We start from the raw sequence: 25,516 nt of genomic DNA on the forward strand, positions 1-25,516 counted from the left end.
GACAGTGCGCTAATGAGTAATCAACTACCTAAAAACGTATTCAAGCAAGCTCTCACCCAAGAGGCACCGTTATGGGGGCTGTGGCTTGGCCTGCCCGATACCAGCTGCGCGGAAATTTGCGGCGGCAGTGGATTCGACTGGGTATTGATCGATGGCGAGCATGCCTCGTTCGACCTAACTGGGATCAAATATCACCTGCAGGCGCTAGCGCCGCATCCGACGTCGGCCATTGTTAGGGCTGAAGACGGTAATCCGACATTGTTAAAACGTTTGTTGGATATCGGTGCCCAGACCTTGTTGGTGCCTATGGTTAACGACGCAGAACAAGCCAAAAAGGCGGTGCAATCCGTGTATTACCCCCCTATAGGACAGCGCGGCATCGGCAGCGCCTTGGCAAGGGCATCACAGTGGAACCGGATCCCAAATTACTTGCACCAGGCCAATGAAGAGATCTGTCTGCTGGTGCAGGTAGAAACGGCCGAGGCGATTGAAAATATTGAGGCGATTGCCGCCGTCGAGGGGATTGATGGCATCTTTATCGGGCCGTCGGATCTTAGCGGCTCGATGGGGCATATCGGCAACCCGGGGCATCCGGATGTCGTCGCCGCTATTGACCATGCCATTGAGGTGATCAACCGCGCCGGTAAAGCGGTGGGGATCTTGTCACTGAACCCGACCCAGGCCAAAGGATATGTCGAACAAGGGGTGAAGTTCATCGGTGCTGGGGTAGACACCTTGTTGTTGCGTCAGGGCGCAGAAGGGCTAGCAAAAAAATTGAAAGATAAGGACAGCGACAGCGACACCAATATCAAGACCGAAGCGGCTGCTGTTGCCAACGTGTATTAAGAATCGCGGGGTTGAAAGGAAGATGATGGAAAAGATGTTTAAAGGCAAAGTGGTGTGTGTCGCGCTCAATGACAGCGAGCAACGCCAAGTCATGGCGGAAGCATTCAATGAACCGCCTTACAAGGCACCACCGACACAGCCTGTGCTGTATTTCAAACCAAGGAATACCTGGAACAACGAATCTGAAGCGGTCGCATGGCCAGCTGATAGCGATGAGTTTGTGGTTGGCGCCAGCCTGGCGGTAATCATCGGCCAGACTTGCTGCCGAGTGTCTGAGCAACAGGCGCTGGATTATGTCGAAGGTGTCGCCCTGCTGCATGATTTCTCTTTGCCGGAAACCAGTTACTACCGTCCGGATATCAAGGGCAAGTGCTTGGATGGCTCGGCAACCTTGTCATCCCCCGTCACCCTTTCCGATGTCGGCGAGCTATCAGATTTGGTGGTCACAACCATGGTCAATGGCCAGCCAGCACAGCAACTGCCGCTCTCTCGCCTTTACTGGGATGTCCCGGCGCTGCTGGAGCGAATCTCCCATATCATGACATTAGAAGCCGGCGATATCATCGCTGTCGGGTTTGCCGGTGAGCGTATTGCATTGCAGCCTTATGACAAGGTGTCGTCAACCGTTAACAAGTCCTCAATCGAAGGAGATGCAACTCGTTCAGCTCCATCTATCAGTTTACAAAACACAGTGGGAGGCCAGTACGCATGAAGCGCGCCAGAGTGGAATACAAAGGAAAAGTGTTGGATGTCATCGTCAATTTTGAAGGCGAGCTGGTAACGGCAAGTGGCGAGGTACTGCCTTCCCAAGCAGTAAAATGGTTATGTCCGGTGGAGAACCCGGGGACGATTTTTGCCCTTGGGCTGAACTATGCCGACCATGCTTCGGAGCTGGCGTTTGAGCCACCGAAAGAGCCGTTGGTATTCCTAAAAGGCGGTAATACCCTGACGGGTCATCAGCAGCCTTCCTACCGCCCGGACGATATCGAGTTCATGCATTATGAATGTGAGCTGGTGGCTGTCATTGGCAAAAGCGGCAAGAACATCAAGCGCGAGGAAGCGCTGGAGTATGTCGCGGGCTATACCATCTGCAACGACTATGCGATCCGTGATTACCTTGAGAACTATTACCGTCCGAATCTGCGAGTGAAGAGCCGAGATTCCCTGTGCCCTATCGGCCCTTGGATTGTCGACACAGACGATATCGCGGATGTGAACAATCTGGCACTGGAAACCCGGGTGAATGGTGAGCTGACCCAGCAGGGCACGACCGCCGATATGATTTTCGATATTCCGTTTTTGATTGAGTACCTCAGCAGCTTTATGACGCTGAACGAAGGGGATCTGATTGCCACCGGTACGCCAAAAGGGCTGAAGGACATCCAGCCGGGTGATGTGGTGAGCTGCTCAATTGAGGGGATCGGCACGCTGGAAAACCCAGTGCTGTCAGAGAAAGCCTTCTACGGCGAACTGACTGACTAGCCTGTTACCCATTCCAATTAAAAGATTTAGGGAAGAAAACTATGACTCAGCAACTCGATACCAATATCAACAAGGCCAACAGCTATTTGGCGCGCTTTCAGAATCAAACCCTGGGCCACTATATCAATGGTGAATGGACACTGGGCTCGGAAGGGGAGGCGTTTGATAACCTGACCCCAACCGACAATACCTCGCTGGGCAAAGTGGTCAAAGGCTCGGCAGAAGATGTTAACCAAGCCTGTTTGGCTGCCGAGAAAGCGTTTACTGAGTGGGCGGCGATCTCCGGTGCCGAGCGCCGCAAAATCCTGCACAGGTTGGCCGATAAAATCGAAGAGCGCGCCGAGGAAATCGCGCTGGTTGAATCCATGGACTGCGGCCAGCCGCTGCGCTTCATGCGCCAGGCAGCAGTACGTGGCGCGGCTAACTTCCGCTTCTTTGCTGATAAATCGCCTGAGGCGAAAAATGGCCTGTCATTGCACCAAGACAACCATACCAACTACACCATCCGTACCCCGATTGGCCCTGTAGGCGTGATCACGCCGTGGAATACCCCATTCATGCTGTCGACCTGGAAGATTGCCCCAGCGCTGGCGGCCGGCTGTACCGTGGTTCATAAACCGGCGGAATTCAGCCCATTGACTGCGGCCATTTTGGCCGAGTGTGCCGAAGAGGCTGGCTTGCCTGCTGGTGTGTGGAATATGGTCAATGGTTTCGGTGAGGTAGCAGGCAAGGCACTGACCGAACACAAGGCGATCAAAGCCGTCGCGTTTGTTGGCGAGACCGTCACTGGTTCGATGATCCAGGCCCAGGGCGCACCGACACTCAAGCGTGTGCACTTTGAGCTGGGCGGCAAGAACCCGGTTATTGTGTTTGACGATGCTGATTTCGAGCGTGCACTGGATGCGGTGGTCTTCATGATTTACAGCCTCAATGGACAGCGTTGCACCAGCTCCAGCCGCTTGCTGATCCAATCAGGCATCAAGCCAAAATTCATCGAAGCCCTCAAGCAACGCGTCGAGAACCTGCAAGTTGGCCACCCGTTGGATCCACAAACTGAAGTTGGCCCGCTGGTACATCAGTCTCACTACAACAAGGTATTGAGCTACATGGATTTTGCCGAGCAGGACGGGGCAACGATCGCTGTTGGTGGCCGTGCACTGCCAGAGCTGGGCAACGGTAACTACCTGACGCCGACCTTGTTTACCGAAGCGGACAACACCATGCGGGTGGCTAAAGAAGAAATTTTTGGCCCGGTGCTGACGGCTATCGAGTTCGACACGGAAGAGCAGGCGCTGCACATTGCCAATGATACTGACTATGGCCTGTCAGGCTATATCTGGACCCGCGATACCGGCCGGGCAATGCGTATGGCGACCCATGTGGAAGCGGGGATGATCTGGGTGAACTCGGAAAACAACCGTAACCTGCCGTCGCCGTTTGGCGGGGTCAAAATGTCGGGTGTTGGCCGTGATGGCGGTGATTGGAGCTTCGATTTCTACATGGAAACCAAGAATATCTGTATTGCCCATGATACCCACAATGTACCTTCTTTAGGTAAATAAGCAGATATATAACCGACTGATAAGGGTACCTCGGCCTGGCTAGGTGCCGGGGCCCTTTTGCAAGAGGAGAAGGATAATGCCTCATTTCATTATGGAATACTCCGCTAACTTGGAGCAAGACGTTGATATCCCAGCTTTGATGCGAGTGATCCACCGCGAGGCCATTGATACCGGCGTGTTCCCTAAAGGTGGGATCCGAACCCGGGCAATCCGTTGTGATCATGTACTGATCGCCGACGAAGATCCGGAAAATAGCTTTATTCATTTAACCGCCAAAGTGGGTGTCGGGCGGGATATAGAGACCTTGAAGGCAGCCGCTGATCGGGTATTTGAGGTGTTTACCCAGTTTCTTGCCCCAACCTTTGAAAAGCGTTACTTGAGCGTCGGTTTTGAGATGACCGAGCTTCATCCGGTGCTCAACTACCGCAAAAACAATATTCACCAGAAACTGGCGAAACAAGGACAGTAGTCATGGGACAGGCTTGGGCGCACTTCCAGTATGTCTTCTCCACCATCATGCCGGTGTTCCTGATGATAGGGCTGGGCTATCTGGCGTTCCGCCGTGGGATCTTGCCGCCAAATGGGCACAAGGCGCTGGCTGCCTTTGTGTTTAACTTCGGCTTGCCGGCTGCCATTTTCAGTGCCTTGAGTACCAAATCCCTCGGGGAGGTGTGGCATACCGACTATATCCTGGCCTACACTCTGGGGTCGCTGGTGGCGTTTGCTTTGGTCTTTATCTATGCCATTTGGATGTTGCAGAGGACACCGGTCGAAAGTGTGGTGCTGGGGTTGGGCGGGAGCTTTTCCAATAGCTTGCTAATTGGCTTTCCAATCATCTTCTTTCTGTTTGATACCCCGGCGTTGATCCCCTTTTCCCTCACTTTGATTGTCGAGAACCTGATAATGCTGCCTTTGCTGCTGGGTTTGGCCGACATGGCGGATAACGACAGCGGCGCCAACCTCAAGGGGAAAATGAAGGAAACCGCACTCAACCTGGCCAAGAACCCGATTGTACTGTCGATTGTTTTGGGGCTGGCGTGCTCGGCGATGTCACTGCACCCGCCACAGGCGGCTGAGCGCATCATTGATATGCTGGCTAGCACAGTGACCGGAGTGGCTCTGTTCACGATTGGTGGTGGCTTGGTTGGTGTGAGTGTGTCCGGCATGAAGCGGGAGATAGGCACCGTGATGATTGCCAAGCTGTTGATCCACCCACTGTCGATTTTGGTCATGCTGATGTTGGTGTTCCAGCTTGATCCGATGATGAGTTCGGTCGGGGTGATTTTGGCCAGTGTGCCGATGTTTGGCGTGTATGCCGTGATTGGCCAGCGTTACCAGATGGGCGGATTGTGTTCGGCGGTACTGCTGCCAACCACCTTGTTGGGCATGCTGACGGTGAGCGCGTTTACCACCCTAGCACTGATAATGTTTTGATTTGTTTTTTGATTTTATAGCCCACCTAGGGCATGACCAATAACTGAAACTGACGTCCGCTACCTGGCAGGATGTGATTGAGAAAAGGAATTTATTATGGGCAAACTCTGTGTTGCAGCAAAAATTACTCACGTACCGACCATGATTATGTCCGAGCAGCCGGGTAAGCTGCACGGTTGCCGCAAGGCAGCTATTGATGGGCACAAGCAGATTGCCCAGCTCGCCAAGGATCTGGACGTCGATACCATTGTCGTGCTCGATACTCACTGGTTGGTCAATGCTGGCTACCATATCAATGCCAACCAGCAGTTCACCGGTAACTACACCAGCCACGAATTCCCGCACTTTATCCAGAACCTTGAATACCAATACTACGGCAATGCCGAGCTCGGTAACCGCATTGCGGATAAGGCGACCGATAAAGGCGTCTTTACCCTTTCCCACCAGGTTGAGTCGTTGGATCTTGAATACGGCACCTTGGTACCGATGCGCTATATGAACGAAGACAGTCACTTCAAGGTGGTATCGGTCGCGGCATGGTGCTCGGTACACAGCATTGAGTCATCCCGCATTCTCGGCGAAGCGATCCGCGAAGCGATTGAAGAGAGTGACAGCCGGGTGATGCTGCTGGCCTCGGGATCGTTATCCCACAGGATCTGGGATAACGATGACTATGCCGCCAACAATGGTACTTTCACTATCTCCAAAGAATTCAACCGCCAGGTCGACCTGCGGGTATTGGATCTGTGGCAGAGTCGCGACTACAAAACCTTCCTGGATATGTTGCCTGACTATGCGGCGCTGTGTTCGGGTGAAGGTGGCATGCATGACACCGCGATGCTGTTTGGCGCATTGGGCTGGGACAAGTACGAAGGCAAAGCGGAGATTGTGACCGAGTACTTCCCAAGCTCTGGCACCGGGCAGGTCAACGTATTGTTCGAAGTAACGGAATAATGGGAGCGCAGATGGATTTGAAAAAAACGGCGCTGTTCAAACAGCAAGGTTACATTGGCGGTGAATGGTCTGATGCCCTAGATGGTAAGACAACGGCGATTACCAACCCATCGACTCAAGAAGTGATCGGCCATGTACCTGACATGGGCGAGAAAGAGGCTGAGCAGTGTGTCGGCATCGCCCAGCAGGCGTTCGAACAGTGGAAGCAGACCACGGCCGATCACCGTTCGGTGGTGCTGCGCCGTTGGTATGATTTGATTGTTGAAAATACCGAGGATCTAGCGAGGATCCTGACCACTGAGCAAGGCAAGCCATACACCGAAGCCAAAGGGGAAATCGCCTATGCTGCTAGCTTTGTGCTGTGGTATAGCGAAGAAGCCAAGCGTGCTTATGGCGAAGTGATCCCGAGCCACAAAACCGATGGCAAAATCGTGGTGACCAAAGAGCCGATCGGTGTAGTAGCAGCCATTACCCCTTGGAACTTCCCTGCCGCGATGATCACCCGCAAGTGCGCGCCGGCCTTTGCCGCAGGTTGCGCGGTGATACTAAAACCAGCACCGGAAACCCCGTTTACCGCGTTGGCATTGGCGGAATTAGCACAGCAGGCGGGTTTACCTGCCGGGTTGCTCAACGTGATCACCGGCGATGCAGTCGCTATCGGTGGCGTGCTGACCGCCCACAAGAAGGTGCGTAAAGTCTCTTTCACCGGCTCGACCCATGTCGGTAAGATCCTGATGAGCCAGTCGGCAGCCTCTATTAAGAAAATGGGGCTGGAGCTTGGCGGCAATGCACCGTTTATTGTCTTTGACGATGCCGATATCGATGCGGCAGTCGATGGTGCCATGATTGCCAAGTTCCGTAATGCCGGCCAAACCTGCGTTTGTGCTAATCGGCTCTTCGTCCACGACGCGGTTTACGATGAGTTTGCTGCGAAACTTGCCGCCCGGGTTGCCAATCTCAATGTCGGCGACGGCTTTGCCGATGGGGTTGAAATTGGCCCGATGATCAATAGCGGCGCGGTCGAGAAAGTGCGTACTCATATTGATGATGCCCTTGCCAAAGGCGCGAAGGTGCTGTGCGGTAATCTTGCCGAGCAAAAGGGGCTGTTTGTCCAACCGCATGTCATGGTCGATGTGACTGACGAGATGCTGGTAGCGAGCGAAGAAACTTTTGGTCCGCTGGCGCCGTTGTTCCGCTTTAAATCAGAACAAGAAGTGATCGAGCGTGCCAACAATACCGACTCTGGCTTGGCTGCCTATCTCTATACCCGTTCTCTAGGCCGCGCTTGGCGGGTGGGGGACGCGCTGGAAAGCGGCATGGTCGGTATCAATGAAGGTTTGATTTCCACGGCAGCAGCGCCTTTCGGCGGCGTTAAAGAATCCGGCCTTGGCCGCGAAGGCTCCCGCCACGGTATGGAAGACTACCTAGAAATGAAGTACCTGTTTATGGGGGGGCTGGAGTAACGATGTACTACATAGTGCTGGAAGATGGTGAGTTGATCTTGCTGTGAGTTAATCTCTGATAGAACAACACCACGAACAGATTGCTGTTCGTGGTGTTTTTGTATGGGAGAGGGTTATTGTAAAAATGAAGAGGTTAAGCCTAGTTAATTTTTTCACATACCGTTCTTTCCAGCTCGACGTCATACATCTCAAGTAGCTTGACGTAATCACCGCTCTCGCACATTTCCTTGAGTTTTTTGTTGAATGCATCCTTGACCGCCTTGTCTTTGAAACTGGCTTTGAATTCCGTCACCGGAGGGAAAAGACTGTGGTACTCGACACTGTCGATAGACTGCTTCATTGCCTTGCTGAAGAATTCGAAAATACTCTGGTCGATAACAATCACTTGCTTGTCCGCTTTCCAGAACTGGGCCACTTGGTCGGCTTGGTCGCCGAATTCATGGTAATTGGAGCGGTATTCGGAGCCCGGAGAGAAAAGCGTTTTGAACTCGTCCCCCAGTTCTAGATAGGCATTCTGCCAGGTCAGTACCGGGTGGGTTTTGAGATCATCAATGGTCTCAATCGCAAGACCATCACTTTTCTTGCTGATGGCGAAGTTGACGAAGGTAATAAGGTGATCGGAATAGTAAATCTCGCCGCCATCGACTAATACACCAATCGCGACATCGGCTTTTTTATCCTGAACGGCATTTTGGACATCACTCAGTGGCATTTGGACAAACTCCAGCTCATACCCTGCCAATGCCTGTCTGACAATATCTACTTCGAGGCCTTCACTGCCACTGTCCATGACATAAGGGGGCATATCCGTCGAGATAGCGACGGTGAGCTTTTCCTGCTCGGCATGGAGGTGGACAACGGCAAATAAGGCTGAACTGTAAATGGCTAGCCTCAAGGGGATCAGATAGCGAGGCTTTAACTTGGCATTTTTCATTGTGAAAAACCTCAGGCAGCAACAACACAAAGAGTCTTTTAAGTTTAACAGCAAAGTAGGAAACTGCTGGCAAGAGAGCGCTTTCGTCGCATTTTCGGACAACCTTGGTTTTTATTCTGCCATTTAGCGAGATTTAGTCATGCGCTCGGTTGGGTGTTTTGTCGAGGTTTATTCATATGTGTGACCAATGTAATTGAAGCAAAAGACAAAAATGGCAAACTTCAGCGAACAGCACTGCTATCTGTCCTTTTAAGACTAATCGCTCTGAATCGAGATGATTTAAACAGACAGCATGTAATTTCGAGCCCGCTTTGAGAGCCCATTATGTCACTAGAAGAAATCCAGAAAAAAATGCATAACGGCGAAGTCTATTTTTCGCATGAACAAGCATTGGTTGATGAACAGACGCAATGTCTTGAGATGTTGTACGACTATAACCAAACCCGCCCGTCAGAGGTGAAAAAGCGTGAAGAAATACTGCATAACTTCTTTGCTGAGATGGGCGAAAACTGCTACTTCGAGCCGCCGCTGAGGGCCAACTGGGGTAGGCACACTTACGTTGGTAAGCAAGTGTACGCCAACTTCAACCTTACCCTGGTTGATGACACCACTATCCGGATTGGCGATTATGTCATGCTTGCCCCCAACGTCACCATTGCCACTGCGGGACATCCAATCGAGCCTTCATTGAGAAAGAAAGTCGGGCAGTTCAATATGCCCGTCACCATTGGCAACAATGTGTGGATTGGCGCAAATTCCGTGGTATTGCCAGGTGTGACTATTGGTGACAACAGCGTGATTGGCGCAGGTAGTGTGGTGACCAAAGATATCCCGGCCAATGTGGTTGCGGTGGGCAACCCTTGTAAAGTGATGCGGGAAATTGGTGAGCGAGACAGGCATTGCTACTACAAAGATCTGCAGTTTAGCGCAGACGTCAGTGCGATGATCGAGCCGTAAGGCGGCCGTTTCAGAAAGCGACCGTGAATAAAAAAGGCAGTGGAAAACCACTGCCTTTTTAAATGTTTTTTAGCCAATTGGACTTAAGCAACGACGTTCGCCACTTCTTTGACTAGCACAGCCAGTTCGTCCCAGCGCTCTTCGTCAATCAGGTTACCCGGAACCATCCACGTACCGCCACAAGCGAAAACAGATTTCACTGCTAGGTAATCTTTAACATTGCTTGGGCTCACGCCGCCAGTAGGCATGAAGCTAACTGGGTAAACGGCAGTCATTGCTTTTAGCATGTTCACACCGCCTGAAGGCTCCGCCGGGAAGAACTTCAGGGTATCAAGACCCAGTTCCATCGCCTGCTCAACCATGCTTGGGTTGTTCACGCCAGGGATGATTGGCATTTCACGCTGCTGACAGTATTTCACGGTAGTTGGGTTGAAGCCTGGGCTCACGATGAAATTAACACCGGCATCGATAGCTTGGTCAACTTGTTCAGCATTCAGCACAGTACCTGCGCCAATTAGCATCTCAGGGAAGGCATCACGCATGTTGCGGATAGCTTGCGCCGCCGCTTCTGTACGGAAAGTTACCTCGGCGCAAGGCAGGCCGTTCTCAGACAGTACCTGAGCCAGTTTTACTGCTTTATCTGCATCTTTGATAGCAATTACAGGGATAACTTTCAGCTCGGCCATACGAGCATTTAACGTTGTCATGATGTCTTCCTTAATTCGAATTGAATAACACAGGCATTGCTGTGGCTGGAATAATGGCACCCTGATGCTGGATCACGGTACCCGCTAATAGATGGGCATTCTTTGCCGCTTGTTCTGTATTACCACCGGTAAGGCGTGTTGCCAAGTAACCTGCGCTGAAAGAGTCGCCCGCCGCTGTAGTATCGACAACATTGTCGACTTTGGTGGCGGCCACTGACGTGCAACCTTCGGCTGTGATCACTAGGCAGTCTTCGGCACCGCGCTTGATCACGATTTCACCTACGCCATTTTGCTGGGTGCGGGCGATACAGTCTTCTACAGAGTGCTCGCCATAGAGCATGATTTCATCATCAAAGGTCAGTAGTGCGATATCGGTCAGCGATAGCATAGTTTGGTAGTGCTTGGCGGCGATGTCGGCGCTTTGCCATAGGCGAGGGCGGTAGTTATTGTCGAAAACAATCTTGCTGCCTTGGGCTTTGCAGGCTTTGAGCACTTCGAAAAGACGCTCGAGGGCTGTCTCAGGCAAGATAGCAAGGCTGATGCCGCTTAGGTAGAGCATTTCAAAACCGGCAAGTTTCTCAACCAAGGCATGGGTATCGGTATGTTCCAGCCAGTAGCGGGCGGCAGAATCATTGCGCCAGTAGTGGAAGGTACGCTCACCGGTATTGTCGGTTTCGATCAGGTACAAACCTGGGTTCTTCTCTTCCAACTGGAAGACCAATTCGGTATTGATGTGCTCTTGTTGCCACTGGGCAAGCATATCGCGGCTGAAACTGTCGGTACCAAGCCCGGTGATGTAGCTTGTTTCGACATTATGCTGGTGGGTCAAACGGGAAAGGTAAAGTGCAGTATTGAGCGTGTCGCCACCAAAACTCTGTTTGATGAGCTCGCCTTTGCGCTGCAGTTCGACCATACATTCACCGATCACAGCAACATGATTTAAAGCCATAAAAATACCCTCAAGATTGGTCATTGAGGGTATTTTCAACAATAAGGTTTAACAAGTCAATAAAAATGAAATTATGTTTCTATTTATTGAGGGTAGTTATGAAAACCTAATTGTTCTGACACCTTACGGCTGGCATTTTGCAGCAGCTCTACGTAGTAGGCCTTGCGCTTTTCATCGAAACGTATGGTCGGCAGCGAGATAGACAGGCCAGCGATGACATTGCCAAAACGGTCGAAAACAGGGGCAGCCATGCAGCGAAGGCCTGGCTCTTGCTCTTCGTTATCTTCGGCAAATGCCTGCTCTTTTACCGCTTTCAACTCGCTAAGCAGCTGGTCGATATTTTCTAGCGTTTTGTCAGTGTGCTTAACAAAGTCGACATCTTTCAGCGCATTACGGGTGAACTCTTCACTGCGGTAAGCCAGTAGCACTTTACCAATCGCGGTGCTGTAGAGTGGGTTACGGCGGCCAATGCGCGATTGCATGCGTAGGTTGTAGCCAGAGTCAATTTTATGGATATAGATAATGGCATTTTCGTCCAGCGCACCAAGGTGAAGGGCTTCATTGGTCTGCTGTGAGATCAGTTGCATTTCTTTATCGCATAGATCAACCAGATCGACATGCTCCAGTGACGTCGCACCCAGCTCGAATAATTTTAATGTCAGTGCATACTTATCGGTTTCGCCTTCCTGAGAGACATATCCCAACATCTTCATGGTTTGCAAAAAGCGGTAAACCGTACTTTTTGACATCATCAGGCGCTGAGACAGCTCGGTTACGCCGATCTCTTTTTGCTCGCCTAGTGCCTGAAGGATGCCGAACACCTTCATCACTGAGGAGACGGCTTCGGGCTGTTTTGCGGATTCCATCTTTCATACCTTTCTTTATATTCGTTGTTGCCTGCATTATACGTTCTAACTTTTTATGTATCTATTTTTATGAAAACCTTTTTCAAAAAATATGAATCAACGCGAATTCTCCTTGTTTGTGTGATGTCGATCAAAGGTAATAAATCAAAAATAAAACAGCTTTTCAAAAAACTTGATGTGGTTTTTCATGGTTGTTATAGTGCAACCACATTAACGGGACACAAACATCTTGTTCAGGGCGTTGGAGCCGGGAACACATATCGAGGAAATGACATGATTCTGAATACATTCAACCTAGAAGGTAAAGTTGCCATCGTAACTGGCTGTGACACCGGCCTTGGACAAGGTATGGCGCTGGGCCTGGCACAAGCAGGTTGTGACATTGTGGGCGTCAACATTGTTGAGCCAACAGAAACGATTGAGAAAATCAAAGCGACTGGCCGCGAGTTCCTGGATATCCGCGCCAACCTGATGAAAACCGATGACATTGCAGGCATCGTTGATCAGGCGGTGACCAAGTTCGGCAAGATTGACATCCTGGTTAATAACGCCGGCATCATCCGCCGTAACGATGCGATTGATTTCAGCGAGCAGGACTGGGACGACGTAATGAACATCAACATCAAGTCGCTGTTCTTCATGTCTCAGGCCGTTGCTAAGCAGTTCATCTCTCAGGGCCATGGCGGCAAGATCATCAACATTGCGTCGATGCTGTCTTACCAAGGTGGTATCCGCGTACCGTCTTACACGGCATCGAAAAGTGGCGTAATGGGTGTGACCCGTTTGATGGCTAACGAATGGGCGAAGCACAACATCAATGTTAACGCGATCGCACCGGGCTACATGGCGACCAACAACACGGCACAATTACGTGCTGATGAGAAGCGTAACGCCGAAATCTTAGAGCGTATCCCTGCTGACCGTTGGGGTGAGCCAGCTGACTTGGCAGGCCCATGTGTGTTCCTAGCTTCTGATGCGGCTTCATATGTAAATGGCTACACAGTGGCTGTTGATGGCGGCTGGCTAGCACGTTAATCACAACAAGTTTTTATAGCGGCTGCATCTGTATGGATGCGGCCGCTTTTTCGTATTTGGCAGTTATTCGATTTTTACTGCTATTTGTTTTTGACTACTAACTCGTAGAGGACTGGATCTTGTTTGGTGAAATATCTTTGGCCCAGGCGCTGGGCTTTGTCAGCTTTGCCTTGGGAATAGCGGCGTTTTATCAAAAAGATGATAAGAAGCTAAAAGTGGTGATGGTGATATTTAATATCAACCACATGGTGCATTTCTTCTTGCTCGGTGCTGTCACCGCAGGTTTCAGCGCGCTGCTGTCGGCTTTCCGCACCGCCTTGTCGGTAAAGTACCAATCTAAACTGCTCGCCTATTTCTTCATTGCCTGTAATTTGGCCGTTGGTTTCTATTTAGCTGATGGCTGGTTGGATTTACTACCCATCGCCGGGGCTTGTATCGGCACTTATGCCTTATTCTGCCTGGAAGGGATCAAATTGCGCTTAGCGTTTTTCGTCGGCGCACTATGCTGGCTCAGCAATAACATCGTGGTGGGATCGATTGGCGGCACCTTGCTTGAAGCCACCTTGCTGAGTGTGAATGTCATGACCATGTTGAGACTATATCGCCAGCAACGGGTAGCGGTTGCGTAGCTACTTTTTGTCTTTACGTATTAGGGGTCTGTTGGAGCACATGAAGTAGTGATGACGACTTCATGTGCTGTGCTGTGCTGAGGTTGAGATGGGTTAGTTTGCTGACGGTAGATGTTTCTTTACAAATGCAACGACGCTTGGCACATACTTCTGTGTATCAAATATAGGGGCGCTGTGGCCGACTCCTTCTTCGATGTATAGTTGGTTATCAATGCCATGCTCATCCAACAATGTTTTCATCATTATACTTTGTTCTAAAGGGACTTGTTTGTCCAAGTCGCCATGCAACATGATAAAAGCCGGCGACTCTTCGTTGATGTAGCTTGTTGGCGATGCTTGCTTTGCCAGTTCAGGATCATGACTTGGGATCGTGCCAAGGAAACGGGAAACCGATGCGCGCTCTGTCGTTGGTCGGTTGCCCTTATTGCCAAGTGCTAGCAAATCCGTTGGACCAAAGAAGCTCACTACAGCATTGACCTTATAATTGGGTTTTTCGTAGAAGTCGATATCACCATGGGTATTTGTTGCACCAATTAAATTGGCAAGGTGGCCACCGGCAGAACGACCCATTACGATCAGGTTATCAGCAGCCAGGTTGTATCTATCAGCATGTTGATGAAGGTAGTTGATCGCATCATTGATATCAGACACTGGAGCCGGGAAGCTGGCTTCACCACTTAACCGGTAACTAACCGCCGCCAGTGCATAGCCTTCGCCGATCATTGAGTTGAGCAGCAAAGGGTTTTTTAAGGGGATATCATCCTTACTTCCTCGCTTCCAAGCACCTCCGTGTACCCAAATCAGCAGAGGCCGTTTGGTATCCGTTGTTGCCTCTGGCATGTATAAATCAAGCTTTAGCGCTTTATCATCGAGTTGCTTGAAAACGATATCTTTCTCAACGGTGTAGCTTGCACTTGCCGTGAAGCAGGCAAGCCCGAGGGCTGAGAGTAAAACCAGTTTTAATAGTTTCTTCATTGTGTCTTTTTCCGTAATTGGCAAAGCCCCTGACTGTGCAAACAGGGGCCGTACCAACAAAGTGTTGACTATTATAGTTAGAATGTCGTCTCGAGGCCGACCCAGTATCGACGACCATCTTCTACATATCCGTACTCATCGTAAGTGGTCTCTTGGTCAAACAAGTTGTAGATGCCTGCCATTAGCTTCACGTTATTATTGAGCTGCCAGCTGCCGCCAAAATCAACATAGGTGATCGCTGGGGCAAGGTTATTTCTTGAATCTTTGGTGATCGTGTCATTTTCGTCACTGCGGTAGGAAACACGCAGCCAGGAATTGACAGTATCGTTGACCATCCAGTTTGTATTCACTGATACAAGGTGTTCAGGCATTTGTGTTAATGGTTGGCCTTTATCTTCACCAGACTGCTTCTCACTGTAGGTATAGGTATAGGTGGCGGCGACGTTGACCGTATCGGTAATATCTCTTGAAACTGCGGTCTCTGCACCGTAGGTAATCGCATCTTCAATATTGGCATAGGTGGCGTCACAGGCTCGGCCGGTACAACCACTATCAATATTCATTTTCTCGATTTTGTCTTTGAAATCGTTGTAGAACACGGTCACGCTAGAGCTAAGGCTATCGTTGCCGGCGAAGTAAATACCCATTTCGGTATTAACTGACGTTTCTGGTTTCAAGTCCGAATTGCCGTAGACATAGCAGCTACCGCTACAGCTTTCTTGAACCCAGCCCTCTTCCATTTCTGTCAGGCTCGGTGCACGATATCCGGTTGAAACACCACCTTTTACTGTCCAGTTATAGTCAACCATCCACACCCCATACAAACGAGGGCTGAAATGGGAGCTGAATTGATCGTTATCGTCGTAGCGAAGGCCTGCTGTAAGGGCGAATGAGTCTGTCATATACCATTCGTTTTCAGCGAAAACCGACAATTGGGAGTTCTTGAAGATAAACGACGCATTGTCGAGCTCTTGTTTCTCATACGCCACCCCGATGGTGAGGTAGTGATTGCTAAGAGGCAATGACCATTGGCTGTTGAGGTTGGTATTTTCTACCTCAAGCTTGCGGCCGACGTTCTCAACTATTTCTTGGCTGATGTAAGAAGAGCCAGAGCCCCAGTTGTAGTTACCTGAATGGGCCAAACCGAAAGACTCACGCCTGTTTTGTGTTTCAGCGGTGGATGGCCTCGATTTGCCAGAGGTATTCACGCGTTCTTGGTCGTGGTAGGTGTAGTCAACCGTAAACGTATCTTCTGTCGTCGGCGTTAAATGTATTGAAGCGCGGTAGTTGTCTAGTTGCTTGCCACCGTTAGCATAGAGAATGTCATCTTCTTTGCGCTCTTGGTATAGGCCTGTCAGAGAAGCGCTCAGTAATCCGTCAATCAAGGGACCCGCTAAGTAAAGTTCACCTTGGTAGTGGTTACCTGATTGGGAATTCTCTTGAAGCGTCGCTTCAGCCCGCAGGCTGCCATGCCACTCTTGATAATCCTTGCGGGTAATAATGTTGATCACACCACCAATGGCATCAGAGCCGTATAGTGTTGACATCGGGCCACGTACAATTTCGATACGTTCTATGGCATTAAGAGGTGGTAGCCAATCCTGCTCAAAACCCCCTCCGCTACTGACTTGGGTTTCACGGCCTGATTGCTTGCGGCCATCGACAAGGATTGCCGTGTATTCTGAGGGCATACCGCGAAGTGATATCTCTTGGCGAGACCCGCCACCTGTTACGACTACGCCGGGTTGGTCACGCAGAGCATCGGTGAGATCTTTGTAAGAGCGGTTCTCGATCTGCTCGCGGCTGATGACACTGATAGATGCTGGGGCATCTGTTACTGATTGCTCGTAGCCAGCTGCGGTAACGACCATGGTTTCCATTACGCTGGTATCTGGGGTTGTTGAAGTGTCCTGAGCTAGGATAGGGGTTGATAGAGCGGTACATAACCCACAGGCAAGCATTGCCAAAGGGTGACGAGCGAAAGGAATAGACGGCATAAATACTATGTTCTGGCTTCAATTGATAATCGTTATCAATTAAATAGGTAATGACAATCAGTCGCAACAAGAACAGTATTTAGTAGCCCGAATGCCACTATCCCTATATTGAATAGTGGGGGTCAAGCTGTAGTGTGCTCTGCGGTGAATAACTCTTTGAAAACCGCTCGGATCCATTCACACATTGGATCATCATGGAACCGCTTATGCCAATAGAGATATACAGATTCGAAATGCAGCTTCAACTCTTCGGGCACTTCTTTTACCGTTAACCTCTCATCGCGGCACGCTTCTAGTGCATAAGGTGTAGGAAGATGGAATATTATATCGGTTGCAGCGGCGATATTAGGAGCTGAGCTGAAATGGCTTAATTGTACAGGTATAGACAAACGGTTTTTCTTATCTACCAGACCGAGCTCAATAAATTTATGCTCAAAAGACAGGGTTTTTTCTCCCTGCAATGAGATTTGGCCAAAGTGGCAGTTTAGTAACTTATCTGCAGTCAGTGTTTCATCAGCAAGAGGGTGCTCTCGGCCCATCAGTAGTTTGAATCCCCGACTGGCCACTGCCATGCGATAGAGGTTTTGATCTGAATATTCAGGCTGATGGGAAGATAAGACAAAATGTACATCACCGGATATAAGCGCTTCAAAGTGCCTTTGAGCTGTGGTATCGACACTTACCACCATATGCGGTGCTCGTTGACGGATCGCATTAATAACGCTCGGCATTAGCGTATTAACTTGAGGTTGAAGCCCAAAAAAGCGCACTGTACTCGTATCGTTTTGTGGCTTAAAAGACTGTTTGTGAACCAGCATTTCAAGGCTATTAATCACCAAGTTGATATCTTGCTTGATACTCTCTGCTTTGGGGGTTAGCTCATAGCCGGTATTGGTTCTTACCAACAATTCGTCAGAGAAAAAAACGCGCATCTTTTGTAATGCACGGCTTACTGAAGATTGGCTAATGTTCATCCCGTGAGCAGTGTTAGAGACATGCTTTTCTTCGAGCAAGTGTTTTAGGATTAGTAGTGAGTTGATATCGACTTGGGATAAATCCATGCTTCGACTCTAAAGTAATATGGCGTTGTGAGTATAGGAGGCTTTCCTTGCAGGTAGGGATAGTAACCTAAACTTCACTTTCTTATCTACAGTTTATAAGAGTGCCTGAAAATCAATAGTCCAAGACGACAAAGGCTCCGAGCATGCTCGGAGCCTTTTCAAATTCCATAACCGTAATGTTAACTGGCTACAGTAATATTACTTCTCTAGTACAGACAGTACGTAGTCTTTGATCGTTTCGTCTTGGCAGTTTGCGAAGAAGCACTCTTGGAACTGCTTGCTGCCAACTGCTGTTTTAACTAGCTCTTGGTCGATAGCGCGCAGACCTTCTACGACATCTTTAGATACAGCCGCTTTTACGTCGTTAAGGATTGCAGCGTTTGCTTGCTGAGGAGCCGCACGCTCAATTGGGTAACCTTCGCCACGCTTGCCAGTAAAGGCTTTTTCGAAGATGTAGCGTACGTTTAGCTCACCCGCCCAGCCAAAACCTTTCGCGAATGCTAGAGAGATAGCATTACCGTTGTTGATTTGGTTGAAAAGGAATGCGTCTGATGGCTCTAGGCAGTAACCACAAACAACGCCTGGGTGCAGGTTGCTTGACATAAGTGCACCTTGACCCGTACCACAACCGGTTACGACGAAATCTACAGCTTTAGAGTTAAGAAGAATGCTCGCCATGATACCTAGGTGGATGTAGGTAAGGTGGTGATCGTTCTCATCTGTCATACCAACGTTGAAAACGTCGTGACCTAGGCCACCTGCAACGTTGTTGAGTTCAGCTGCAACCATAGCGTTCTTTGGCGCTTGGCTGTTTTCCATCATTAGTGCAATTTTCATAACAATATCTCTCTGTCGTTGATGTTTTGAGTATAAGACAGAGATTTAAAAATGAAAAGGCTTTTCAAAAAAATAAAAATTAAATTAATTAAACTGTGACTTTGAGCGAGGTGTGACACATTTTTTGATGAGGGTGGTGTAATTGATTGCTTGGTTTTACGGCGTTTTCTCAGCAGCTTATGAATGGTTTATAATGTTCATTTTTACACTAACTTTATGTTTTTATTTGTTTTTATTGAAATTTTAAGGTGTGTGATTAGTGGTGGTGGTTTCAGTGTGCTCTGGTCTTAAGTTCATTTTCTAGGGTAACATCTTGAAATGGTTGCTTGGTGAAACATTGTTTCAATTATTTTTATTGGTTTGGTTTTTGATGTAAGATATGGGATATCGCCCTGAGGGCTTCGGGGCAAATCTTGTAACGAGTAACGCAGAATCAGAGAGAAGGTACGCAAATGTTTGTATTCAATAACGATATCGTGATAGAAGATCTGGGCGAAGGTGTAAGCCGTAAAATTTTGGCTCACAGCGATAACATGATGTCGGTAGAAGTGCACTTCGAGGAAGGGGCTATTGGTGCCTTGCACACCCACCCGCACGAGCAACTGACTTATGTGCTATCTGGTGAGTTTGAGTTCACGATTGGTAATGATACGAAAGTCGTGAAAGCGGGTGACACTATGTATAAAGAGCCAGAGATCCTTCACGGTTGCCGTTGCCTGAAAGCTGGCGTACTGATTGATACCTTCACGCCTATGCGTCAGGACTTTGTAGCGGCATAAGTAAATCGACATTAAAAAGGCCAGAGCAACGAGCTTGCTCTGGCCTTTTTGTATTGTGCCGTAACCTATTGCGAAAGACTTATCTGGCTAGCCAACCGCCATCAACTGCCATGGTAAAGCCATTGACATAGTTGGCTGCATCCGACGCGAGGAACACGGCCGGCCCGGCAAGGTCTTCAGGGGCGCCCCAGCGTTCAGCGGGGATGCGATCGAGGATTTCTTGGCTGCGTGCTTCATCTTGGCGCAGTTGCGCGGTATTGTCAGTCGCCATGTAACCCGGTGCAATCGCATTAACATTGATGTTGTGCTTCGCCCACTCGTTGGCCATCAAGCGGGTCACACCCATAACGCCACTTTTCGATGCCGTATATGACGGCACGCGGATCCCGCCTTGGAAAGACAGCATTGAAGCCACGTTGATGATCTTACCGCCGTTGCCTTGGGCGATGAATTGCTTGGCAACTGCTTGGCTAAGGAAAAACGTGGTTTTGAGGTTGATGTCCATGACATCATCCCAGTCCTGTTCGCTGAAATCGATGGCATCTTCACGGCGGATGATCCCGGCATTGTTCACCAGGATATCAATCTTTCCAAACTGCTCTAGCGTGGCAGCGACAATGCTTGGGATATCATCCGTCTTCATCAAATTGGCACGGATATCGATAAACTGACGCTCCAATGCTTCCACTTTGGCCTTGGTTTCCGTACTACCGGATGAGCTGACCCCGACAATATTACAACCTGCCTCGGCAAGCCCTAGAGCAATACCTTGTCCCAACCCACGATTACAGCCGGTAACAATGGCTACTTTGCCTTCAAGATTAAATGCGTTGAGTATCATGCCTATTCCTCGTGATGATGGCTGGTAGTGATTTAGTGTTAAATGATAACAGCGCTAGCTCATATTTCAACAAAAAAGAAATGACGTTTCATTTTTATGTTCTGTGGTCGTTGTCCTGTCTCTATATTTGTTGGGCTTGGTATTGATCTTTACTTCTGTTTTTGGCCTGTTGCTAGATAGACACAGTGATCTATCTCTCATTTGATGCAAGAATAATTAAAATTGAACCGATGTTTTGATTTTGTTCGTGTGTGAGGAGGGATGAGGTCGTATAATGGGTGTATTAAAACGACGTTTTGTTTTTATGCCTGTCTGGGCACTTTGAAATTCAACCGGAGAAATAGAATGGCAAAAGGTAATGTAATTGGCCTGAGCTTTGAGGTTTTTGAAGATAGTGATACAGGGGTGAAAGTAACTCGCCTTACCCCGAAAGGTATGACTTGTCACCGTAATTACTTTTACCAGAAGTGTTTCACTAATGATGGTTCAAAGTTACTTTTTGCTGGCGACTTCGATGGAAATCGTAACTACTATCTACTGGATCTAGTTAAACAGCAGGCTACACAGCTAACGGAAGGTGCAGGCGACAATACGTTTGGCGGCTTCATTTCAACAGATGAGAAAAGCTTCTTTTATGTGAAGAACGAGTTGCACCTGATGAAGGTGGATCTGGAGACACTGCAAGAGAGCGTTATCTATACCGTTAACAGCAAATGGAAAGGTTACGGTACGTGGGTGGCTAATTCTGACTGCACCAAGCTTGTCGGCATCGAGATTTTGAAATCCTGCTGGAAGCCACTGACAGATTGGCAGAAATTCCAAGATTTCTATCATACCAACCCGACTTGCCGTTTAATTAAAGTGGATATCCAGACGGGTGAGCTGGAAGTGGTTCATCAGGATGATGCGTGGCTGGGCCATCCAATCTACCGTCCTTTTGATGATTCGACGGTTGGTTTCTGCCATGAAGGGCCGCATGATCTCGTTGATGCACGTATGTGGCTTGTAAATGAAGATGGTTCAAATGTTCGTAAGATCAAAGAGCATGCTGAAGGTGAGTCTTGTACTCACGAGTTTTGGATCCCTGACGGCTCGGCGATGGCCTACGTATCTTACTTTAAGGGCCAGACGGATCGCGTCATTTACAAAGCGGATCCTGTCACTCTCGAAAATGAAGAAGTGATGGTGATGCCACCATGTTCACACTTGATGAGTAACTTCGATGGCTCACTGATGGTGGGTGATGGCTGTGATGCGCCAGTAGATGTGGCGGATAGCGATGGGTACAACATCGAGAATGACCCATTCCTTTACATCCTAAACACCAAAACCAAAACGTCGACTCGCCTGGCGAAGCACTCGACTTCTTGGGAAGTGTTAGATGGCGATCGCCAGATCACTCACCCTCATCCTTCATTCACGCCTGATGATAGTGGCGTGTTGTTTACCAGTGACTTCGAGGGGGTTCCTAGCTTATATATTGCTGATATCCCCGAACAGATGAAAGCCTAATTCAGGACATAACGTTCAATACAAAAACGGCTTTCTTACGAAAGCCGTTTTTTCATATCTTTATCAAGTAAAGTTTACTTCATATCACGTAGGGTACTTACAGCTGAAAATAGCGCTTGGCATTATGGTAACAAATATCGCTTATCAATCGCTCCAATAGCGCTTTATCCTCTGGCAACTCGCCTTGCTCAACCCACTCGCCGATCAAGTTACACAAAATACGACGGAAGTATTCATGGCGGGGGTAGGAGAGAAAACTTCGGGAATCGGTCAGCATGCCGACAAACCGGCCAAGGGCACCGAGGTTACCTAGGGTTTTTAATTGGTTAATAATGCCGTCTTTCTGATCGTTGAACCACCAGGCTGCCCCGAGCTGAATTTTGCCGGGTCCACAATCACTATCCTGAAACGCACCAATCATAGCGCCGAGTACATAGTTGTCTTTCGGGTTCAGGCAGTACAGGATGGTCTTCGGCATTGAATATTGATAGTCCAGCGAGCTCAGAAGCTTGCCAAGGTTTTGTGCAATACAGGTATCGTCGATAGCACTGAAGCCTGTTGCCCCGCCGAGCTGCTCGAACCGGCGTTTGTTCGTATCTTGCAATACCCCAATGTGGATTTGCATGACCCAGCCAAGATCGTGGTTTTTCTGACCTAGGAACTGGAATAGCTGGGTTTTGAACTGGAGAATCTCTTTGTTTGAGAGGGGCTTGCCTGCGAGCGCTTTGATAAAGGCTTGGTTGGCCTCTTCGAGTGTACTGTCAGCATACGGGATCGTTTTCAAGCCCAGATCGGATAGACGACACCCATGTTGATGGAAATAGTCGAAGCGTTGTGCCAATGCCTTGAAGAGCGAGTCGATATTGTGGATTCTGCAATCTGTGATCGAGGCAAGTTTGGCGACCCAGGTGACAAACTTTTTGCTGTTTTCGATGTTGAAGACATCATCTGCCCTGAACGTTGGCAGCACTTTGACCTTGAAGTCCGTTTCAGCCAAATGGCGGTGGTAGCGAAGATCGCTCAATGGATCATCGGTAGTACACAGCGACTCGACATTCATTCGCTCTAGCAACTGCCGGGCAGAGAACCTCTCACCACCAATTTGCGCATTACACTGTTGCCAGATTTTGTCACAGTTTTCAGGACAAATAAGATCGGTCACGCCGAAATAGCGTTGCAGTTCCATATGTGCCCAATGGTAGAAAGGGTTACCGACGAGGTAAGGCACGGTTTCACACCACTTCTGGAATTTCTCATAATCACTGGCATCCCCCGTGATGTAGTGCTCATCGATCCCGTTGCTGCGCATTGCCCGCCAGACATAGTGATCATGAGAAAGCCAGGCGTCAGCAATAGAGCGGTAATGGATATCATGATAGATATCTTGGGCACTTAAGTGGTTGTGGTAATCAATGATGGGCAGCTCTTTGGCATAGCTATGGTAGAGGTGCTGGGCCGTTGGGGTGTGCAGTAGGAAATGCTGATCAAGAAAAGGTTTCTTCATAACATACTCTTTAATGATGGTTTTAGCCTGGCAGGCATTAAAGGGTGGTTAAAATAAAAAGCCGCCTCAGAGATATGAGGCGGCATGAATTAACCCATTTAGTAATTAGTTTTGAGTCGCGAGTTCAGCTGATGAATCAGTTTTGCTCTGGGCACTCTTTTTGAGTAAGTAACCTGTTAACAGGATGATACCCGAGCAGCCTAGGAACAGTGCACGGCCCCAAAGTGGGTTAGGTACCAGTACCATCACCAGCAAGCCAACCCCCATCATCATAGTGATGGTGCCTAGTTTCTCGCGCTGCATTTTGTCGAACTCATCTTGAGAGTTATCAGCGACCACCTCGGTTTCAACATTTTCGAAGAAAGTGTCGATTTCTTTCTTTTCTTCAGTGCTGAACGATTCCTCTTTGTAGAATAGGGTTGTTGCCCAGAAGAAGCTTGCTGTCAGGAAGAGGTGAGCAGCGATTGTGATCATGGTGCGTAGCTCACCAATTTCTCGACCGGTAAACTCGATACCTAGTAACTGACCTAGAGCTTGAGGCGTGAAGACATTGATACATAGCCAAGAGACGAACATACCGAAAACCACTGTCGCCCATGCTGCCCACTTAGGTGTTTTCTTGATGAACATACCCATGAACAGTGGCACTAGAATTGGTGACTGGGCCAGTGTTGAAACCGTCATCATTAGATCGAACAGGCTTAGTTCCTTCAGGCTGCTAAATAGCTGAGCCATCAAGATAACAACAATACCGTTTGCTACACACACAATCTGGCCAACGCGCAGCTGTGACTTCTCACTACCAGGTTTGTTCTTACAGACAACCGGTGTCCAGAAGCTACGGACAAAAATACCTGAGTTGCGGTTCAGTGCCGAATCCATTGAAGACATGGTGGCGGCGAATAGACCGGCTACTAGTAGTCCGACAGTACCCAGTGGCATTGCATTTTCGGCAAACACAAGGTAGACCGCATCTGAAGCTTTATTACCTAGCGCTGCATATTGGGTCGCCGCTTCAGGATAAAGGATGGCTGATGCCCATGGTGGGATAAACCAGATGATGCTACCCACAGCCATTAGACACATCGCCATTAGTGCAGCCTTACTGGCATTGTTGGAGTCTTTAGCGTTTAGGAAGCGGTAGGAATCCTGCATATTGTTGATACTTTGCAGCTGTTTTACAACGAAGAACAGGAAGGTACCAACAAAGATGAGACCGTAGTTCATGTCTGGGCCCATCATGAAGTCAGATGGGAAGTTGGCGACAATTTCACTTGGGCCACCGACTTTTATCAGGGCGACTACGGCACAAGCAATAGAGATAATGGCTACTACCAGAGTTTGTACAAAGTCTGAAGCAACAACACCCCACGCGCCACTTAATAGCGAAATAGCAAGTACGGCAATACCTGTAATCCAAATGGTCGTGGTCATATCGAAGCCAAAGACTGCACCCACGAAGATTGATAGACCATTTAGCCAAACACCGGCATTCAATACACTTAGCGGAATGATAGCCCAGGTAAAGAATTGTTCATTGGTTGTACCAAAGCGGTTTCGTACAGCCTGAGTCGGGGTATCGACTCGGGTTTGGCGGAATCGTTTAGCGAAATATAAGTAGGAAACACCATAGGCAAGCGTATTACCTAAGAATACAGCCGAGGCCATGAAACCATCGTTAAAACCTTTACCTGCAGCACCGGTAAATGTCCAAGCTGAGAATTGGGTCATAAAGGCTGTTGCCCCTACCATCCACCACAGCATTCGGCCTCCCCCCCGGAAGTAGTCGCTAGAAGAGTTACTGGCCATTTTTTTGAAGGCGAGACTGATGAAGACCATCAGCATGAAGTACCCGCCTATTACCATAATCTCTATATTCATAGTGCTCTCTTAGGTTTGCCAACCATTGCATATGATGATTGGTCTGTTGCGATTTATAGTTCAAAGTTTATGAGAGAAGTCTATGTATTATGATTAGACAAATCCGTGATCAAAATCATCTTCGTAAAAAAATGAAACGCAATTTTGTTTTTTTTGTTTATTCGTTTTTCGAATAACTACCAGTTACTGTTTGAATAACAGGTACTTATAAATAATAAAGGCGGTTTTTTAAGTTGTTGATAAAGATCAGATATTCTCTGAACTGTGATCTGCCTTGTTTTTTGGCCTTTTTTCACTACCAATTCTCATGT

Annotated in this window: 24 protein-coding genes; 13 read left to right on the forward strand and 11 right to left on the reverse strand. The window is 48.8% G+C overall.

Translation table 11 applies throughout. From position 1 onward, the window contains the following. The first annotated feature begins 12 nt into the window (after window positions 1-12). The 8 genes from hpaI to ACXAD4_RS23355 all read left to right on the forward strand — a co-directional run bounded on the left by hpaI (window position 13) and on the right by ACXAD4_RS23355 (window position 7,741). Complete coding sequence (gene hpaI / locus ACXAD4_RS23320; RefSeq protein WP_475244428.1) at window positions 13-846, forward strand: 4-hydroxy-2-oxoheptanedioate aldolase; 834 nt, start codon at window positions 13-15, stop codon at window positions 844-846. Between the two features lie 25 nt (window positions 847-871). Beyond that, on the forward strand, window positions 872-1,558 hold the full coding sequence (locus ACXAD4_RS23325; protein ID WP_475244429.1) for a fumarylacetoacetate hydrolase family protein: 687 nt from the start codon (window positions 872-874) through the stop codon (window positions 1,556-1,558). Further along, window positions 1,555-2,328 (forward strand): fumarylacetoacetate hydrolase family protein, encoded by a 774-nt coding sequence (locus tag ACXAD4_RS23330; RefSeq protein WP_475244430.1) that lies wholly within the window; start codon window positions 1,555-1,557, stop codon window positions 2,326-2,328. The genes ACXAD4_RS23325 and ACXAD4_RS23330 overlap by 4 nt, the downstream gene beginning before the upstream one ends. Before the next feature lie 41 nt (window positions 2,329-2,369). Then, the gene (gene hpaE / locus ACXAD4_RS23335) at window positions 2,370-3,890 is read left to right on the forward strand and encodes a 5-carboxymethyl-2-hydroxymuconate semialdehyde dehydrogenase (protein ID WP_475244431.1); all 1,521 of its coding nucleotides are present in this window, start codon (window positions 2,370-2,372) and stop codon (window positions 3,888-3,890) included. Window positions 3,891-3,966: 76 nt separating this feature from the next. Continuing rightward, window positions 3,967-4,359 carry a 5-carboxymethyl-2-hydroxymuconate Delta-isomerase gene (locus tag ACXAD4_RS23340; RefSeq protein WP_475244432.1) on the forward strand — a complete coding sequence of 131 codons (393 nt, stop codon included), beginning with the start codon at window positions 3,967-3,969 and terminating at the stop codon, window positions 4,357-4,359. Between the two features lie 2 nt (window positions 4,360-4,361). Further along, window positions 4,362-5,324, forward strand: a complete 963-nt coding sequence (locus ACXAD4_RS23345; protein WP_475244433.1) for an AEC family transporter — start codon at window positions 4,362-4,364, stop codon at window positions 5,322-5,324. Between the two features lie 96 nt (window positions 5,325-5,420). Next, a complete protein-coding gene (gene hpaD, locus ACXAD4_RS23350; protein ID WP_107299507.1) occupies window positions 5,421-6,278 on the forward strand; it encodes a 3,4-dihydroxyphenylacetate 2,3-dioxygenase in 858 nt (285 codons plus the stop codon). An 11-nt stretch (window positions 6,279-6,289) separates the two neighbouring features. After that, window positions 6,290-7,741: an NAD-dependent succinate-semialdehyde dehydrogenase gene (locus ACXAD4_RS23355; protein ID WP_475244434.1), complete on the forward strand. Its 1,452-nt coding sequence runs from the start codon at window positions 6,290-6,292 to the stop codon at window positions 7,739-7,741. 139 nt (window positions 7,742-7,880) lie between these two features. On the opposite strand, the gene ACXAD4_RS23360 is transcribed toward ACXAD4_RS23355, so the two are convergent. After that, a complete protein-coding gene (locus ACXAD4_RS23360) occupies window positions 7,881-8,675 on the reverse strand; it encodes a substrate-binding periplasmic protein (RefSeq protein ID WP_475244435.1) in 795 nt (264 codons plus the stop codon). Between the two features lie 324 nt (window positions 8,676-8,999). Between ACXAD4_RS23360 and ACXAD4_RS23365 the strand changes: the two genes are divergently transcribed. Continuing rightward, a complete protein-coding gene (locus ACXAD4_RS23365) occupies window positions 9,000-9,632 on the forward strand; it encodes a sugar O-acetyltransferase (RefSeq protein ID WP_475244436.1) in 633 nt (210 codons plus the stop codon). A gap of 83 nt (window positions 9,633-9,715) precedes the next feature. Here ACXAD4_RS23365 and ACXAD4_RS23370 read toward each other — a convergent pair whose 3' ends face one another. The 3 genes from ACXAD4_RS23370 to kdgR form a co-directional block, all read right to left on the reverse strand. Beyond that, window positions 9,716-10,339, reverse strand: coding sequence for a bifunctional 4-hydroxy-2-oxoglutarate aldolase/2-dehydro-3-deoxy-phosphogluconate aldolase (locus ACXAD4_RS23370; RefSeq protein ID WP_475244437.1), 624 nt, complete (start codon window positions 10,337-10,339; stop codon window positions 9,716-9,718). A gap of 10 nt (window positions 10,340-10,349) precedes the next feature. Further along, window positions 10,350-11,288: a 2-dehydro-3-deoxygluconokinase gene (gene kdgK, locus ACXAD4_RS23375; protein WP_475244438.1), complete on the reverse strand. Its 939-nt coding sequence runs from the start codon at window positions 11,286-11,288 to the stop codon at window positions 10,350-10,352. An 83-nt stretch (window positions 11,289-11,371) separates the two neighbouring features. After that, window positions 11,372-12,154 carry a DNA-binding transcriptional regulator KdgR gene (kdgR, locus tag ACXAD4_RS23380; protein ID WP_475244439.1) on the reverse strand — a complete coding sequence of 261 codons (783 nt, stop codon included), beginning with the start codon at window positions 12,152-12,154 and terminating at the stop codon, window positions 11,372-11,374. A gap of 273 nt (window positions 12,155-12,427) precedes the next feature. Between kdgR and kduD (ACXAD4_RS23385) the strand changes: the two genes are divergently transcribed. Both kduD (ACXAD4_RS23385) and ACXAD4_RS23390 read left to right on the forward strand, forming a co-directional pair. Continuing rightward, window positions 12,428-13,189: a 2-dehydro-3-deoxy-D-gluconate 5-dehydrogenase KduD gene (gene kduD, locus ACXAD4_RS23385; RefSeq protein ID WP_187461785.1), complete on the forward strand. Its 762-nt coding sequence runs from the start codon at window positions 12,428-12,430 to the stop codon at window positions 13,187-13,189. A 119-nt stretch (window positions 13,190-13,308) separates the two neighbouring features. Continuing rightward, on the forward strand, window positions 13,309-13,818 hold the full coding sequence (locus tag ACXAD4_RS23390) for a YgjV family protein (RefSeq protein WP_475244440.1): 510 nt from the start codon (window positions 13,309-13,311) through the stop codon (window positions 13,816-13,818). A 93-nt stretch (window positions 13,819-13,911) separates the two neighbouring features. On the opposite strand, the gene ACXAD4_RS23395 is transcribed toward ACXAD4_RS23390, so the two are convergent. The 4 genes from ACXAD4_RS23395 to ACXAD4_RS23410 all read right to left on the reverse strand — a co-directional run bounded on the left by ACXAD4_RS23395 (window position 13,912) and on the right by ACXAD4_RS23410 (window position 18,688). Further along, window positions 13,912-14,793, reverse strand: coding sequence for an alpha/beta hydrolase fold domain-containing protein (locus ACXAD4_RS23395; protein WP_475244441.1), 882 nt, complete (start codon window positions 14,791-14,793; stop codon window positions 13,912-13,914). A gap of 77 nt (window positions 14,794-14,870) precedes the next feature. Further along, a complete protein-coding gene (locus ACXAD4_RS23400; protein ID WP_475244442.1) occupies window positions 14,871-16,790 on the reverse strand; it encodes a TonB-dependent receptor domain-containing protein in 1,920 nt (639 codons plus the stop codon). Between the two features lie 122 nt (window positions 16,791-16,912). Then, complete coding sequence (locus ACXAD4_RS23405; protein ID WP_475244443.1) at window positions 16,913-17,851, reverse strand: LysR family transcriptional regulator; 939 nt, start codon at window positions 17,849-17,851, stop codon at window positions 16,913-16,915. Window positions 17,852-18,049: 198 nt separating this feature from the next. Then, on the reverse strand, window positions 18,050-18,688 hold the full coding sequence (locus ACXAD4_RS23410) for an RpiB/LacA/LacB family sugar-phosphate isomerase (protein WP_475244444.1): 639 nt from the start codon (window positions 18,686-18,688) through the stop codon (window positions 18,050-18,052). Between the two features lie 452 nt (window positions 18,689-19,140). On the opposite strand from ACXAD4_RS23410, the gene ACXAD4_RS23415 reads away from it, so the two are divergent. Then, window positions 19,141-19,467 (forward strand): cupin domain-containing protein, encoded by a 327-nt coding sequence (locus tag ACXAD4_RS23415; RefSeq protein WP_475244445.1) that lies wholly within the window; start codon window positions 19,141-19,143, stop codon window positions 19,465-19,467. A 79-nt stretch (window positions 19,468-19,546) separates the two neighbouring features. Here the strand turns inward: ACXAD4_RS23415 and kduD (ACXAD4_RS23420) are convergent, their stop codons facing one another. Then, window positions 19,547-20,308 (reverse strand): 2-dehydro-3-deoxy-D-gluconate 5-dehydrogenase KduD, encoded by a 762-nt coding sequence (gene kduD / locus ACXAD4_RS23420; RefSeq protein WP_475244446.1) that lies wholly within the window; start codon window positions 20,306-20,308, stop codon window positions 19,547-19,549. A gap of 345 nt (window positions 20,309-20,653) precedes the next feature. Between kduD (ACXAD4_RS23420) and ACXAD4_RS23425 the strand changes: the two genes are divergently transcribed. Then, a complete protein-coding gene (locus ACXAD4_RS23425) occupies window positions 20,654-21,820 on the forward strand; it encodes an oligogalacturonate lyase family protein (RefSeq protein ID WP_475244447.1) in 1,167 nt (388 codons plus the stop codon). Window positions 21,821-21,917: 97 nt separating this feature from the next. Here the strand turns inward: ACXAD4_RS23425 and uxaC are convergent, their stop codons facing one another. Further along, window positions 21,918-23,324, reverse strand: coding sequence for a glucuronate isomerase (gene uxaC, locus ACXAD4_RS23430; protein WP_475244448.1), 1,407 nt, complete (start codon window positions 23,322-23,324; stop codon window positions 21,918-21,920). Between the two features lie 105 nt (window positions 23,325-23,429). Then, on the reverse strand, window positions 23,430-25,205 hold the full coding sequence (locus ACXAD4_RS23435; RefSeq protein WP_475244449.1) for a sodium:solute symporter family transporter: 1,776 nt from the start codon (window positions 25,203-25,205) through the stop codon (window positions 23,430-23,432). Window positions 25,206-25,516: the final 311 nt, after the last annotated feature.

This window comes from Photobacterium sp. AWH4_225 (assembly GCF_056158405.1).

What these genes read in the sequence shown, in the direction of transcription:
- hpaI (WP_475244428.1), top strand. Translation starts at nt 13, where the DNA reads ATGAGTAATCAACTACCTAAAAACGTATTCAAGCAAGCTCTCACCCAA.
- ACXAD4_RS23325 (WP_475244429.1), top strand. Translation starts at nt 872, where the DNA reads ATGGAAAAGATGTTTAAAGGCAAAGTGGTGTGTGTCGCGCTCAATGAC.
- ACXAD4_RS23330 (WP_475244430.1), top strand. Translation starts at nt 1,555, where the DNA reads ATGAAGCGCGCCAGAGTGGAATACAAAGGAAAAGTGTTGGATGTCATC.
- hpaE (WP_475244431.1), top strand. Translation starts at nt 2,370, where the DNA reads ATGACTCAGCAACTCGATACCAATATCAACAAGGCCAACAGCTATTTG.
- ACXAD4_RS23340 (WP_475244432.1), top strand. Translation starts at nt 3,967, where the DNA reads ATGCCTCATTTCATTATGGAATACTCCGCTAACTTGGAGCAAGACGTT.
- ACXAD4_RS23345 (WP_475244433.1), top strand. Translation starts at nt 4,362, where the DNA reads ATGGGACAGGCTTGGGCGCACTTCCAGTATGTCTTCTCCACCATCATG.
- hpaD (WP_107299507.1), top strand. Translation starts at nt 5,421, where the DNA reads ATGGGCAAACTCTGTGTTGCAGCAAAAATTACTCACGTACCGACCATG.
- ACXAD4_RS23355 (WP_475244434.1), top strand. Translation starts at nt 6,290, where the DNA reads ATGGATTTGAAAAAAACGGCGCTGTTCAAACAGCAAGGTTACATTGGC.
- ACXAD4_RS23360 (WP_475244435.1), bottom strand. Translation starts at nt 8,675, where the DNA reads ATGAAAAATGCCAAGTTAAAGCCTCGCTATCTGATCCCCTTGAGGCTA.
- ACXAD4_RS23365 (WP_475244436.1), top strand. Translation starts at nt 9,000, where the DNA reads ATGTCACTAGAAGAAATCCAGAAAAAAATGCATAACGGCGAAGTCTAT.
- ACXAD4_RS23370 (WP_475244437.1), bottom strand. Translation starts at nt 10,339, where the DNA reads ATGACAACGTTAAATGCTCGTATGGCCGAGCTGAAAGTTATCCCTGTA.
- kdgK (WP_475244438.1), bottom strand. Translation starts at nt 11,288, where the DNA reads ATGGCTTTAAATCATGTTGCTGTGATCGGTGAATGTATGGTCGAACTG.
- kdgR (WP_475244439.1), bottom strand. Translation starts at nt 12,154, where the DNA reads ATGGAATCCGCAAAACAGCCCGAAGCCGTCTCCTCAGTGATGAAGGTG.
- kduD (WP_187461785.1), top strand. Translation starts at nt 12,428, where the DNA reads ATGATTCTGAATACATTCAACCTAGAAGGTAAAGTTGCCATCGTAACT.
- ACXAD4_RS23395 (WP_475244441.1), bottom strand. Translation starts at nt 14,793, where the DNA reads ATGAAGAAACTATTAAAACTGGTTTTACTCTCAGCCCTCGGGCTTGCC.
- ACXAD4_RS23400 (WP_475244442.1), bottom strand. Translation starts at nt 16,790, where the DNA reads ATGCCGTCTATTCCTTTCGCTCGTCACCCTTTGGCAATGCTTGCCTGT.
- ACXAD4_RS23405 (WP_475244443.1), bottom strand. Translation starts at nt 17,851, where the DNA reads ATGGATTTATCCCAAGTCGATATCAACTCACTACTAATCCTAAAACAC.
- ACXAD4_RS23410 (WP_475244444.1), bottom strand. Translation starts at nt 18,688, where the DNA reads ATGAAAATTGCACTAATGATGGAAAACAGCCAAGCGCCAAAGAACGCT.
- ACXAD4_RS23415 (WP_475244445.1), top strand. Translation starts at nt 19,141, where the DNA reads ATGTTTGTATTCAATAACGATATCGTGATAGAAGATCTGGGCGAAGGT.
- kduD (WP_475244446.1), bottom strand. Translation starts at nt 20,308, where the DNA reads ATGATACTCAACGCATTTAATCTTGAAGGCAAAGTAGCCATTGTTACC.
- ACXAD4_RS23425 (WP_475244447.1), top strand. Translation starts at nt 20,654, where the DNA reads ATGGCAAAAGGTAATGTAATTGGCCTGAGCTTTGAGGTTTTTGAAGAT.
- uxaC (WP_475244448.1), bottom strand. Translation starts at nt 23,324, where the DNA reads ATGAAGAAACCTTTTCTTGATCAGCATTTCCTACTGCACACCCCAACG.
- ACXAD4_RS23435 (WP_475244449.1), bottom strand. Translation starts at nt 25,205, where the DNA reads ATGAATATAGAGATTATGGTAATAGGCGGGTACTTCATGCTGATGGTC.